The organism is Enterococcus sp. AZ101, from assembly GCF_050499005.1.
GTDB lineage: Bacteria > Bacillota > Bacilli > Lactobacillales > Enterococcaceae > Enterococcus_L > Enterococcus_L ureilyticus.
Genome location: NZ_JBMHEZ010000002.1, coordinates 524,968 through 537,483, shown reverse-complemented (window position 1 = coordinate 537,483; position 12,516 = coordinate 524,968). Strand labels below are relative to the sequence as shown.

12 protein-coding genes, 1 pseudogene and 1 CRISPR repeat array are annotated in these 12,516 nt (G+C 36.6%); of the genes and pseudogenes, 3 read left to right on the top strand and 10 right to left on the bottom strand.

The features are described 5' to 3' along the window. Positions 1 to 8: 8 nt before the first annotated feature. From IGJ50_RS11910 to mobA, 4 genes are read right to left on the bottom strand one after another with little or no spacing between them, the layout of a single operon-like run. Positions 9 to 497, bottom strand: a complete 489-nt coding sequence (locus IGJ50_RS11910) for an NAD(P)H-dependent oxidoreductase subunit E (RefSeq protein WP_207121021.1) — start codon at positions 495 to 497, stop codon at positions 9 to 11. Further along, a complete protein-coding gene (locus IGJ50_RS11905) occupies positions 485 to 1,078 on the bottom strand; it encodes a hypothetical protein (RefSeq protein ID WP_429950576.1) in 594 nt (197 codons plus the stop codon). The genes IGJ50_RS11910 and IGJ50_RS11905 overlap by 13 nt, the downstream gene beginning before the upstream one ends. Continuing rightward, entirely contained in the window at positions 1,065 to 1,874 is an 810-nt protein-coding gene (locus tag IGJ50_RS11900; protein WP_207121019.1) for a formate/nitrite transporter family protein, read from the bottom strand. Before IGJ50_RS11900 ends, IGJ50_RS11905 begins: the two co-directional genes overlap by 14 nt. 17 nt (positions 1,875 to 1,891) lie before the next feature. After that, positions 1,892 to 2,431, bottom strand: a complete 540-nt coding sequence (gene mobA, locus IGJ50_RS11895; protein WP_429950574.1) for a molybdenum cofactor guanylyltransferase — start codon at positions 2,429 to 2,431, stop codon at positions 1,892 to 1,894. Between the two features lie 270 nt (positions 2,432 to 2,701). On the opposite strand from mobA, the gene IGJ50_RS11890 reads away from it, so the two are divergent. After that, positions 2,702 to 3,400 (top strand): TIGR00266 family protein, encoded by a 699-nt coding sequence (locus IGJ50_RS11890; RefSeq protein WP_069639568.1) that lies wholly within the window; start codon positions 2,702 to 2,704, stop codon positions 3,398 to 3,400. Between the two features lie 70 nt (positions 3,401 to 3,470). Here IGJ50_RS11890 and IGJ50_RS11885 read toward each other — a convergent pair whose 3' ends face one another. The 3 genes from IGJ50_RS11885 to IGJ50_RS11875 form a co-directional block, all read right to left on the bottom strand. Further along, the gene (locus IGJ50_RS11885) at positions 3,471 to 4,403 is read right to left on the bottom strand and encodes a DUF975 family protein (RefSeq protein ID WP_429950573.1); all 933 of its coding nucleotides are present in this window, start codon (positions 4,401 to 4,403) and stop codon (positions 3,471 to 3,473) included. 246 nt (positions 4,404 to 4,649) lie between these two features. Continuing rightward, positions 4,650 to 5,629: direct repeats of the CRISPR family, unit length 33 nt; unit sequence ATTTCAATCCACTCACTCTAAACAGAGTGAGAC. 187 nt (positions 5,630 to 5,816) lie between these two features. Beyond that, the gene (locus IGJ50_RS11880) at positions 5,817 to 6,143 is read right to left on the bottom strand and encodes a hypothetical protein (RefSeq protein ID WP_069639570.1); all 327 of its coding nucleotides are present in this window, start codon (positions 6,141 to 6,143) and stop codon (positions 5,817 to 5,819) included. Continuing rightward, on the bottom strand, positions 6,140 to 6,748 hold the full coding sequence (locus IGJ50_RS11875; RefSeq protein ID WP_429950571.1) for a hypothetical protein: 609 nt from the start codon (positions 6,746 to 6,748) through the stop codon (positions 6,140 to 6,142). Before IGJ50_RS11875 ends, IGJ50_RS11880 begins: the two co-directional genes overlap by 4 nt. A gap of 204 nt (positions 6,749 to 6,952) precedes the next feature. Here IGJ50_RS11875 and IGJ50_RS11870 point away from each other — a divergent pair, with 204 nt between their 5' ends. Continuing rightward, positions 6,953 to 7,483 carry a helix-turn-helix domain-containing protein gene (locus IGJ50_RS11870; protein ID WP_429949103.1) on the top strand — a complete coding sequence of 177 codons (531 nt, stop codon included), beginning with the start codon at positions 6,953 to 6,955 and terminating at the stop codon, positions 7,481 to 7,483. After that, positions 7,471 to 8,361, top strand: a pseudogene (locus IGJ50_RS11865) (IS3 family transposase); the annotation flags it as partial. The gene IGJ50_RS11870 and the pseudogene IGJ50_RS11865, both read left to right, overlap by 13 nt. 186 nt (positions 8,362 to 8,547) lie before the next feature. Here the strand turns inward: IGJ50_RS11865 and IGJ50_RS11860 are convergent. The 3 genes from IGJ50_RS11860 to IGJ50_RS11850 all read right to left on the bottom strand — a co-directional run bounded on the left by IGJ50_RS11860 (position 8,548) and on the right by IGJ50_RS11850 (position 12,467). Continuing rightward, a complete protein-coding gene (locus IGJ50_RS11860) occupies positions 8,548 to 8,970 on the bottom strand; it encodes a cupin domain-containing protein (RefSeq protein WP_429950569.1) in 423 nt (140 codons plus the stop codon). Between the two features lie 391 nt (positions 8,971 to 9,361). Then, positions 9,362 to 10,798, bottom strand: coding sequence for a PTS transporter subunit EIIC (locus tag IGJ50_RS11855; RefSeq protein WP_069639573.1), 1,437 nt, complete (start codon positions 10,796 to 10,798; stop codon positions 9,362 to 9,364). Continuing rightward, positions 10,788 to 12,467: a glycoside hydrolase family 13 protein gene (locus IGJ50_RS11850; protein WP_429950977.1), complete on the bottom strand. Its 1,680-nt coding sequence runs from the start codon at positions 12,465 to 12,467 to the stop codon at positions 10,788 to 10,790. The genes IGJ50_RS11855 and IGJ50_RS11850 overlap by 11 nt, the downstream gene beginning before the upstream one ends. Positions 12,468 to 12,516 lie beyond the last annotated feature (49 nt).

The window sequence follows — 12,516 nt, the reverse complement described above, 5'->3', positions numbered from 1 at the left end:
TTTCCCTCCTATAGCTCCTGATAACATCCGTTTCGAAGATCATCGATCAATTGATACACCTTTGCCTCTGTCAAATCGCCAAAAACAGTGTCCTTGATTTTGATGACAGGGCCTTGGTCGCAAGCCCCAATACAAGGAATACTGTGATACATAAACAAACCGTCCGGTGTCGCTTGGTCTGCTGGCACTTCCAAAATTGTTTCTAGCACTTCTGCTAGCATTGCACCTCGTGTAAAAAGACAGGGCGTGCTATTACAAATTTTCAGTACATATCTTGCTTGTGGTTCCGTTTTCAAAATAGCGTAAAAACTTAAAATTTCATACACACGCGCTTGCGATAAATGAAGTCGCTCCGCTACTAATTTTGCAGTTTCCTCATCGATATAGCCTTCTTCTGACGCATATTGAATAGCGATCAGCATATTCAATATGCGCTGTGGATCTGTATCATGCGCTAAAATAATTGCTTCTTTTTCTGCCAAACTCAATGAACCCATACTTTTTCTCTCCTATCTTCCACGCTATTCTTAGAAAAATGCACTCCCTCTTGATCCTTTATAAGCCTAATTGTTTCAGGTAATTCAGGCGTATTTAAAATTAGATCGGCATATTGAATCACATTCGCTGCTGTTTTCTTAATACTTTTTTGATTTGCCATCATCACAAAGATACCTGGTTTGACGACCTCACGAAGAGAATTCGACTCACAAACAATCACTGTATCTCTTGGAACAACCTGCAAAAACGTGAGAAATCCTTCTAACAGATGATCATGAAATACTTTTAATAAGTAGACTTTTTTACATCCGGCTTTTAATAACTGCATCGTATCCTTTGTTCCAATCCTATTTGTTTCTTCGATCAACTCATAACCTTCCTCAATACTTGTACAAATTCCACACCCTACTTTTCCTCGTTGACACTGACCACGACGACCACTAATTGTGATGATTTTCAATCCATAAATAGAAAAACGCTGATGATTTTCAGCAATCAACTTTTTAGCGAGCGTCGTTTTGCCACTGTTACGTCCAGTTGAGCCGATTTGAATCAAATCGAGAACCTCAATACTTTTCATAGACACCCTCTGTCTCATGGACTTCTTTCTTTTCCGTCGTTACAAACATCAATGGAACTGCTAAAAATAAACTACCACCAACTGCATTTCCCAAGAACACAAACAACGTATTGCTTAGATAATCAGACCACTGAATACCACTAACCGTTGAAAAAATTGCAGCTGGTATAATAAATGCATTGGCCACTACGTGCTGGAAACCGCAAACAACAAAAACCATTACAGGAAACCAAAGCCCAAACATTTTTCCAAGATACGTTTTGCCCATTGCTCCTAAATACACAGCTAAACAGACAAAAATATTACAACCAATCCCAGAGATAAACGCGACGAATGGCGGATCTGCCATTTTTGCTTGAGCAACTGAAAGTGTCTTTTCTAAAAATGCCCCTTCTGTCAAGCCCACGATATGGCCAAAGAAATAAGCGACGAGCATGCCACCGATACAGTTTGTGACCAAAACGATCAGCCAATTATAAAGTAGACTTTTACCACTGATTTTTCTTTGTAAAAGCCCCAATGTCATAACCATCATATTTCCTGTAGCTAATTCACCACCAACAAAAGTAAGCGCTACCAATCCGATTGGAAATAAACAGCCGCCTAAAAAAGTTGAAAATCCTCCCCAACTTTTTGGCACAGTTCCCGATATTCTGATAAAAGCTAAATAACCTAATGCAATAAAACAACCTGCCATGATTCCTAAAATGCTTAATCTAAAAAATGGTAACTTACTTTTTGCTAACGCTTTATCGCCTAAATTGCTAACGACCTCTTGACTACTCTCAAAATCCATCTCAAACTCCTTTCTTCTCACTGATTCCATAAGATTAATTCTTTTGGTGTATTAACATTTTTTAACTCAAAAGACGATTCTAAGGTCATCACTTTCACTGAAAACTGTCTGAATTCTTTTCTAATGCGCCAATCATTTGTCTTAAGTTGCTGTTGAAAAATCGGCTGACAAGAACGATGATAAAAAGCATAGAGTGGCTCAAAACGATGATCTTGCTTACAAATAACGATATCATACGCTTGAATATCTTTAGCCATTTTCCAAATCAACTCGCTGTGTAAGTTCGGAATATCACATGCTAATAGAAATAAATGATCCGTTTCTATATTTTCTAGCGCTGTCACTAGGCCACCCAAAGGTCCTTTTTCTGGATATTGGTCTTCTAACATATAAACTTGGGAAAAAATTGGTGGAAATTTAGCTCGTCTATCTGTCACCAACATGGTATGTGAGAAAATCTTTTTGAGCTGCTTTATTGTTTTTAGTAGCATAAATTCTCTATCAAGCTGCAACAATGCCTTATCAAACCCCATTCGTGAACTTTTCCCACCACACAAAACAACAGCCGTACAATTTATAGTTTGTTCGATGGTCCCACCTCCTAAAAAGATAAAACTAAAAAAATATGTTGACTAAAAAATATTTTTTAGCAATAACTTTTATTCCATTATAAAACATCCTTGCGACAAGTCAATTATTATTTTACAATTTCATCCCAGCAACTAATGCTATTTGGTCTTATTTTTAGAAAAATCAAACAAATTAAGAAGTAACTCTGCTGCAAATACGGTATACTAGTATATGAAATACAGAAGGAGGTTTGTTTAATGGACTATAACATGACAGAAAATACTGTTTTCCCGTTAGTCGAAGTGGCTTTAAAAACAGGTGAAAGTATCCAATTAGAAAGTGGTGCCATGGTTTATCACAATGGTGAGATCAATCTTGAAGGCAAAATGAATAGCAATGGCAAAGCTGGTATAGGTGGCGCTATTCGCGCGTTAGGTCGTTCAATGTCCAGTGGCGAAAGTTTTTTTATCACGAAGGCTTCTGGCTTGACCGATACAGCGAAAGTTGCTTTAGCACCAGCAACTCCTGGCACAATCAAAGAACTCCAAGTAGGATCAGAGCATTGGCGTTTAAATACTGGTGCATTTCTAGCTTGTGATGCATCTGTTTCTTATAATATGAAACGTCAAAAACTTAGTGGCGCGATCTTTGGTGGCACAGGTGGTTTGTTCGTAATGGAAACGGCTGGTTCAGGTACTTTATTGATCAACAGCTACGGTGATATCGTTGAACTTCATTTGGATGGAACAAAACCGTTTGTTGTAGATAATCAGCATGTCGTTGCTTGGTCAGAATCACTGGATTACAACATTAAAATTGCCTCTGGTCTCTTTGGTTTTACAACTGGTGAAGGTGTAGTCAATGAATTTCACGGCACTGGGACAATCATGATCCAAACAAGAAATATTGAAGGCTTAGCTGGCTTGATCAGCCCTTTCGTTAGCAGCGGCTCATAAAAATAAATAAGTGTGAAACGCTCAAACGAGGGTTTCACACTTATTTTTTGTTTCAAAACGAATATCATTTCTAAAAATCAGCAAATCCAGCTTCTCTCTCTTGCGAAAATAAATGATGCTTTTCTGCAATAATCTGCTCAAAAAATAGTATTTCTGACACACCATAATATGGAATAACATAGATTCCGGCTAAACCAAAACTAAAGAAAGTTGCAAACTGCCACAATACAAATGAGTAAGAAAAAACCAGATATTCTAACTTGTAACCTTGCATGAGCGCTTGGCTTAACGCCATCGCTTCTTTTGGTGAGAGTTCAGAATCTTTTTTCAATAGATAATTTGTCATACTATAAGATAATTGCTTGATCACTCCAGGAATAACAAATAATAATGACCATAAAAATGTATAGAGTGTCACTAAAAGATTGGCTATCACTGTCCGTTTACCATTCTCTCTAATAAATGCTAGAAAAACTGTTTTAAGATTAAAACTGCGGTTTTCCACATTATCGACTGCTGCCCATTGCACCATTCCACGATACATTATTGTACCAAGACACAAAATTGTCCCAATTAAAAAAGCAAGAAAAGCAAAAAAGCCATTTGCTACCGTTGTAGTCTGAGTATACGTCACGGTGTGCGCACCATTTTTCCGTGAAACTGACGCAGGACTTGTTAATGAATGTAAATTTTTCTCAGTAAAATTGTCTTCCTCATAATAATCATCTTGATAAAAAGCTTCATCATAGCCGTCTGAATAGCCATCATCATAGCCTTTTTCATAGTTAGAATAAGTGCGGTTCGATTTTTCAGTATACTCATCTTGCCAAGAGTGATAATCATTTGACGGATCACTAACGTGCGCTGACGATTGAAACAAGAAAATTATAGAAAAGAAATAGATAAATAATACTGCACAAGGTAAAATAGCAATCAAACTCCAGTTTCCGTAATGTCCATGTAGATGGGTTTGAGCTTTCTTTTTTAGTTCATTTCTTATCATATGTTCTCTCCTTTTAACGCCTCTAGAATCTTCTATAGCCGTTTCTATCTATTTTATCGCTTTTTTCATTATACCTCTTAAAATGTTGTTGCGACCACTCAATTCCTTTGCTATTTACGGAAATTTTTGAGAAATAATGAGCGTAAATAGAAAAACCATCTGTTTAATTAGATGGTTTTAAGGATTTAGTGTATTTTTGTTAGAGTGAGACCTAACTTTGATTATAAAAATCAGGATCTACCGCTAATTTCAATCCACTCACTCTAAACAGAGTGAGACGAATGGCAATCCAAAACGACTAAGCAAGACCGTAATTTCAATCCACTCACTCTAAACAGAGTGAGACAATACAGTAGCTTGGAATACATTGTCAGCTTCCGGATTTCAATCCACTCACTCTAAACAGAGTGAGACCCCTATTCTCAATTTGCGCATCTTTGAGCCTTGCTATTTCAATCCACTCACTCTAAACAGAGTGAGACCAGCACGATCTGATATTTCTGTCCAAATATTGATATTTCAATCCACTCACTCTAAACAGAGTGAGACAAGTATCATCCAGTCCTCGAAATAATCAGCCAAATTTCAATCCACTCACTCTAAACAGAGTGAGACATGCTTCCTAATTCTTTTTGTTTGTCTCCACCTCTATTTCAATCCACTCACTCTAAACAGAGTGAGACATGCTTCCTAATTCTTTTTGTTTGTCTCCACCTCTATTTCAATCCACTCACTCTAAACAGAGTGAGACGCAGAGGAATTTACGCATAATATCGATAAACCCGAAATTTCAATCCACTCACTCTAAACAGAGTGAGACACCTACTATAGTGAAGCCTTTCCGAAAGAGTACGAATTTCAATCCACTCACTCTAAACAGAGTGAGACCAGAAAAGAGATCCAGCTGGAGTACGTCTGTCTATTTCAATCCACTCACTCTAAACAGAGTGAGACACGATTTTCCCCCACACACATATTAAAATTGTTTCATTTCAATCCACTCACTCTAAACAGAGTGAGACGTCGCAGGCTTTGCAACCATCATCGTTGCTCTCGATTTCAATCCACTCACTCTAAACAGAGTGAGACGGATTCCCTCATTGTTTTTAGCTTGTACTTCCAGTATTTCAATCCACTCACTCTAAACAGAGTGAGACGATATGCCGTGTGGACTCCAAGCTCCCAAATGGATTATTTCAATCCACTCACTCTAAACAGAGTGAGACCGTGAAAATAGAGTGATTTTCTAAAAAAATACTCTATTTCCAACTAAAGTAACTTGTAAGATGAGATTACGATGAGAAAAACACTGAAAACAAGTCATTTCTCAGTAAAAATCAGTGCGGATCCCCCAGCTATTTCATGTACACTTAGGGTTCGCACCCACATTTTTTTAGCACTTAACTTTATTCACTACATATTAAACATTAATTTCTTGATCGTATCGGAAAGAACTGCGCTTGCTAAATTGCTAAACACATCCGAAGTAAATTGCGGTGCATGTTTCTTTAAAAAAGTAGCAACTTTCCCTTGATCTTTTGATTCAGATTCTATCAGTAATTTCAAACTAGCCTGAAATTCTTCACTATTTTGGGGAAGCTGTGTCAACATTGTTCTAATTTCTGTAGAAAATTGCGCCCAATCAATCTCTTGATTTTTCCCATTAGTAACTTTATTATTGTTCCCGATCACAACAGTCGAATGGTTGATTCCACCAAAATCATTGCCTTTTATATTCATTTTTTCACCTCATTATTTTTATCTGTTTCAGGCGTATAGTGATTCTTGCTTTGGTCGTTAACGCCATTGTTCACTTCATTTTGATCACCCGCTATAACAGTACTATCATGAATACTTTGATCCACATTCCACACGTTTCGATCAATTTGGATATTTTCCTGCTTCATATTGATCACTACTTTTCCTTTACGATGGTCATCATTGATACAATCTTCAATCACTTCCCGTACCTTTTCCGCAAAAGATTTATTTTCACAATGAATCAAGTAGGTAAAACCAGAATTAAGATTCACATAAATATAATAGCCCTTATTCAAATTTTCCATAATCACCAAATAAATATAAAAACCTGTAAGAATCATTCCAACCATACTCCAAAAGCGAAACAGCATGAAGCCTCCTGAAGAAAGAATAAATAATACCGCTGCTAACCAAGGTATTGTTAAATTTGGCTCGGCTACAAATAGTTGAGAAACATTACTGATCTGAAGCGTCCGATTGTCTAACGCAATGACATTTTTCTCAATTGAAATCTGCGTTGGATTTATTTTATTTTTTGCATTTGGATGAAAATTGAGTTTACCAAACATATCGGTCATTTCCATTTTTCGGCGCTCCTTCCTATCCTTTATTTTTTACTAAACATCTCTAATAATAGCACAAATTAAAAACTTTTAGAATATAATTACATACTTTTAGTTTTCTATCTGTTTTTTTGCATAAAAAAAGTCTGGTACATAACTCTACGAGTTATGATGTGACCCCCAAAAGTTGTACGTGAAAAATACAATTTTTGGAGGTTATTTTTTATGAGTTATTATGAGGTAGAATTCAAATTAAAGCTAGTGAAAGAGTACCTAGAAGGGCCTCTGGGCGGACGAGCCTTGGCTAAAAAATACGGACTCCCATCAAATGCCTTAATTTACAATTGGAAACACTCCTATCAATTATTTGGGAAAGAAGGGCTCAAAAGACACCGTTCGCTGACAAAATATACTAGTGAATTTAAGCGAGATGTATTACACTTTATAGAAACGACAGATGCTTCTTTCGGTGAAGTAGCAAGACAATTCAAGCTACCTAATGGGTCGATGATTTCTCGTTGGCAAAAGAAATACATCGCTGGTGGTCAAACTGCTCTGTCCAATCAAAAAGGGAGACCCAAAAAAAGGATGAACAAACCAACAAAAAAACAGCAAGAAACAAGCAAACTATCTCGTGAAAAGGAATTAGAGCGTGAGAATGAACGTTTGCGAATCGAGGTCGAGTATTTAAAAAAGCTACGGACTTTCCAACAAACTATTATGGCGAAGCGAAAAGACGAGTTCAAACCAGAATAGCCATAGAACTTATTGGAAAGTATCGTCAAGATCATGTATTACAAGCGATTAAGCTACCGCGTTCTACTTTCAATTACTGGAAAAAGATAATGAGCGAAGAAAAAATGACTCACATAGAGAAATTGATTCAAACAATTTTTGAAGAGAATGATCGCAATTATGGCTATCGTCGAATCAAGTTGGCTTTAGTGAATATGGGCTATCAAATCAATCATAAGAAAATCAGACGAATTATGAAGAAATATAACTTAGTATGTATAAGCTTTACACGTCGTTCAAGAAGGTATCGATCTTACAAAGGTTTGGTGGGAACCTTGGCTAAAAACAAGGTGAATCGCCGCTTCTTTAGCACGATTCCAAAACAAAAAATCTTTACAGATATTTCAGAATTCCACTATACTGAACGAAATTCCGAAGGAATTAAACTAAAAAGAAAAGCCTATCTCAGTCCTTTTCTTGATGGTTTTAATGGAGAAATCATTGCCTATCAATTTCAGCAAAAACCAACGTTGGATTGCGTATTGATTCCTTTAAAAACAGCCATTAAAGAAAGTAAAAAGACCAACGTTCGAACAACAATCCATTCCGATCAAGGGTGGCATTACCAAAATCAACAGTATGTTAGACAATTGAAGCAAGCAAAGTTATACCAGAGTATGTCACGAAAAGGAAATTGTTTGGACAATGCATTAATGGAAAATTTCTTTGGTCTAATGAAACAAGAAATGTATTATGGCCGTAGTTTTTCTAGCTTTGAGGAATTAAAACGAGCAGTTACAAATTATATTGATTATTACAATCATCATCGGATAAAAGCAAAATTGACTGGTATGAGTCCGGTTCAATACCGAATTCATACCAGTCGAATGACAGGTTAATCTACGTACAACTTTTAGGGCGCACATCATTATGTACCAGACTGAAGGAATCCGTATAAACGGTGGGAGCAGAAGCAATCACTACGCTTTGCTTCGATCACATCAAATTCTAAGTGCTAAAGCACTAAGATTTGAAGGATTCAGAAATAAACACTCCTGTCCCAACCTCTGCTAATGAATCATTTATTATTGTACTAAACTTGCTATCTCTTCTTCAGAATAAATTTTCTTGTCCGTCTTGATAATCTCCGATTGATCTTTTGATGGTGACACAAATCTAAAAATGGTACACTTCGCAACGGTATCACTAGTATTTGAGATGCGGTGAATGCTATTATTCATCCGAATCATCTCACCAGTTGTCACTGTCTTATTTATGATAGCCGACTCGATCCATTCCAAAAATAGCGTCCCTTCATTTACCACAATAATTTCTTCGATTTTGTTGTGAACATGCCAATCTTGGACACAGCCAGCTGGGATGACATTTGTATGAACTTCAAAAGTATCAAATAAAAAATAGCTCACGTCTGTTCCATTTTCCTTTGTTACTGATACCGCATTTGTCTGATCAATTATTATTGGATTCTTTTTCTCTGTTTTTCTCATTAGATATCTACTCCTTATTGCTTGAATCCCAAATACTTTCGTTTTCATCTTCAGACGAATAGATTTCTTTAACATTCCCGCTTTCATAAAATAAATAAAAGGTTTCATTACTATTTAAAAAAATAGAAGGGCAGACTTTTTCTCTTATTTTAATTTCCCCTCTTATAGATAGTTATCTAAGCTTACCATATTCTTATGGAACAAGAAATATACACCTTATAGATTCGTCTACAAAAGAACACACAGACTAATTCGCTTACTTCCTCTCAAAAAAACGTATAAAACAAAACCAAGATTTAGCTTTGCTTCACACGCTTATGCAAATTAATCAATAATCACTAGTTACACCTAAGCCTTGGTTACCACTCAATTGCTTTGTTCATTTAGTGATTCATTGCTGTTCTCCTAAATATTCATCATCGGACATCATCACTTCTTTTGGCACACCGAACAAATAAGTCAGTACAAAAGATAAAATAAAGATACAAATCCCAACTACGATATAGGTCACCAATTGATAAGAGCTATAAATATACATCAATGGAGACAGAATCACCGCTAAACCATATGAATTCGCTTGCACATTTAGTAAAGATAAAACAGCGCCGCCTAATGCAGAACAACCAAGCATAATTCCTAGCGGTTTCATCCCATAACGAATGGTGATCCCAAACAAAGCAGGTTCACTTACGCCTAACAGTTGTGTCACCCCAGCACTGGTTCCGATAACTTTTACATTTTTGTCTTTGGCTCTCACACTCACAGCAAAACTGACCGCCGCATTGGCAAATCCATACATCGCACATAATGTAATCAGCGGATTAAAGCCAGTCGTTGCGAGTAAACTTGTTTCAATCATAATAAATAGATGGTGCATTCCTGTCATAACCGCTAGAGGATACAAGAAACCGATCAACAAACCACCGATCCCAAACGGTAATTTAATCAAGCCTGTAATCAAGTACACCAGCCCATTTTCAACAACGTGCAAAATTGGTCCTAAAACTAATAGCCCGGTCAACATCATTACTAAAATAACGACAAAAGGCGTGAACATTAAATCCAAAGAATTCGGCATTTTTCTCCGCAGTACTTTTTCCAATTTTGCACCTAAAAGACCAATGACTAGTGCAGTTAAAACACTACCTTGATACCCCACGATTGGAATAAAGCCAAACGCCATCAACGGTTCCACTCCACTATTGAGATCTGCCACGGAATAAGCATTCGGTAACATTGGTGAGACCAACATCAAGCCAATCACAAAACCTATAATTGGCGTTCCCCCGAATTTCTTAAAAGCCGACCAACAAATCAATGCCGGCAAAAAGGCAAAAACAGTATCTGTCAACACACTTAATAGAACTAACGCGAACTCTGGAATTTTATCTGCTGATGTTCCAAAAAAGGCTAGAACACTATCATTTAAAAAGACACCCTTCAATCCTAAAAATAATCCAGTTGCTACGATGCCTGGAATAATTGGAACAAAAATATCAGAAAGCGTGCGGATCGCATGTTTGATTGGATTACTTGGCTGTTTCATCTCTTCTAAGGTCGTTTCTTTTTCTAACAATTCATGATTGTTTTGAACTAATGAATCATACACTTTATTAACAATACCAGTACCTAAAATAATTTGATATTGACCAGCATTGAAGAACACCCCTTTTACTTGATCAATTTTCTCAATTTTTTTATCATCAATTACTGAACGGTCCTTCACTTCTAAACGTAAACGTGTTGCACAATGGGTAATTCCTGTAATGTTCTCTTCCCCAACAATGCTGATGATTTCTTCTCCAATTTGTTTGTAGTTAATTGCCATTGCCATTCACCTCATTTATTTTTTTAAACAAAACACTTTGATAAGGATGAAGCTTTACGTCATTTGTTTCACTGACTAAATCATCATGAGAATTTAAAAATAAATCAATTGAGCCAGCGTCTAAAGAAACTAGCTCCTCAGTATCACTCAAATTGGTATAACAATAAACAACTCTGTCTTTTAATACCCGTTTATATGCAATCACATTGTCTGGTACATTCTCTAAGAAAACAATTGTACCATTCGTTAAAACATCACTTACTGCCCCATGTTGTCGCAGTGCAATCATCTGTTTATAATGCGCTAGTACAGGATTAGACTGTGCATTTCGAGTTGGATATTCTTCGGTCATCGAAAGCCATGGCGTCGTATCAGAAAATCCACCATATTGACTAGCATCCCAAGGAAATGGTGTACGTGTATTATCACGACTTCGTTGATTGACAAATCCCAACGCTTCTTCCGGTGTGAAGCCTTCTTGAATCGAGCGATAGTAATTATCGATACTTGAAATGTCATTGAATTGATCGATTATTTTACGTTCGGCATTTTGCATGCCCAACTCTTGCGCTTGATAAATAAATGGTGTTCCACGTAGAAAGAAATAGAGCATACCGATCGCTTGAGCAGCTTCATTCGTCTGAAACTCAGGCTTGATAAATTTTGAGACCGCTCGCGGTTGATCATGATTTTCAATAAAATTAGCGCCCCAGCCATTGGCTTGCAACACTTCTTGTGATCGTTTTAGCTTTTCTTTGAATTCCTTTGTAGTCCAATTCGTTCGCTTAAACCAGTCAGAGCCAGATTCAACATCAATATCGGAATAATTAAAATCAAAAATCATTGAAAAATACCCACCGTCACCGATAAAATCACCGTATTCCTCGTAAGGCACACCTGGTGCTTCACCTACTGTTACACAGTTATATTTCTCAAAAGTCTCTTCTTTCAATTCATTTAAAAATCGCTCAATGCCAGGCCGATTTCTTGTTTTACTTTTACAAGAAGCTAAACCATCTACACCATCCGCAGGTAAACTAGAAAAATCTTGATCTTTCTTGATAAAAGTGATCGAATCGATCCGAAAACCTGCAATTCCTTTTTCTAACCAACGATTGATCATTCCATAAATTTCTTGACGCAGCTTAGGATTTTCCCAGTTCAAATCAGGCTGTTTTTTGTCAAAAGCATGAAAATAATAAGTATCTTCATTCGGAAGTTTTTCCCAAACTGAACCTCCAAAAATCGAACGCCAGTTATTTGGTTCAGTTTTTCCTTCTTTAAAAATATAATACTCTCGATACGGACTTTCTTTGTCTTTTAATGCCGCTTGAAACCAAGGATGTTCATCTGAGGTGTGATTGATGACTAAATCTAAAATCACTTTGATTCCCAACTTATTCGCATCTTTTAACAATTGATCAAAGTCAGCCATAGTCCCAAATTCAGGATTAATCCCTTCAAAATCAGAAATATCATAGCCATTATCCACCATTGGAGACGTAAAAATCGGACAAATCCAAACCGTAGTGATCCCCAACTCTTTTAAATAAGGCAGCTTTTCTCGAATCCCTTGAATATCCCCCACTCCATCATTGTTTGAATCTTTAAAGCTTTTAGGATAAATCTGATAAATCACTTCTTTTTCCCACCAATTTTTGTTTATCATTTCTATACTCACTATTTATTCATCCTTTCACTCTTTGTGGTATCGATAC

Coding starts and splice junctions, on each gene's coding strand:
- IGJ50_RS11910 (WP_207121021.1), bottom strand. CDS start 497: ATGGGTTCATTGAGTTTGGCAGAAAAAGAAGCAATTATTTTAGCGCAT.
- IGJ50_RS11875 (WP_429950571.1), bottom strand. CDS start 6,748: ATGGAAATGACCGATATGTTTGGTAAACTCAATTTTCATCCAAATGCA.
- IGJ50_RS11900 (WP_207121019.1), bottom strand. CDS start 1,874: ATGGATTTTGAGAGTAGTCAAGAGGTCGTTAGCAATTTAGGCGATAAA.
- IGJ50_RS11890 (WP_069639568.1), top strand. CDS start 2,702: ATGGACTATAACATGACAGAAAATACTGTTTTCCCGTTAGTCGAAGTG.
- IGJ50_RS11885 (WP_429950573.1), bottom strand. CDS start 4,403: ATGATAAGAAATGAACTAAAAAAGAAAGCTCAAACCCATCTACATGGA.
- IGJ50_RS11860 (WP_429950569.1), bottom strand. CDS start 8,970: ATGAGAAAAACAGAGAAAAAGAATCCAATAATAATTGATCAGACAAAT.
- IGJ50_RS11870 (WP_429949103.1), top strand. CDS start 6,953: ATGAGTTATTATGAGGTAGAATTCAAATTAAAGCTAGTGAAAGAGTAC.
- IGJ50_RS11850 (WP_429950977.1), bottom strand. CDS start 12,467: ATGATAAACAAAAATTGGTGGGAAAAAGAAGTGATTTATCAGATTTAT.
- IGJ50_RS11880 (WP_069639570.1), bottom strand. CDS start 6,143: ATGAATATAAAAGGCAATGATTTTGGTGGAATCAACCATTCGACTGTT.
- IGJ50_RS11855 (WP_069639573.1), bottom strand. CDS start 10,798: ATGGCAATTAACTACAAACAAATTGGAGAAGAAATCATCAGCATTGTT.
- IGJ50_RS11905 (WP_429950576.1), bottom strand. CDS start 1,078: ATGAAAAGTATTGAGGTTCTCGATTTGATTCAAATCGGCTCAACTGGA.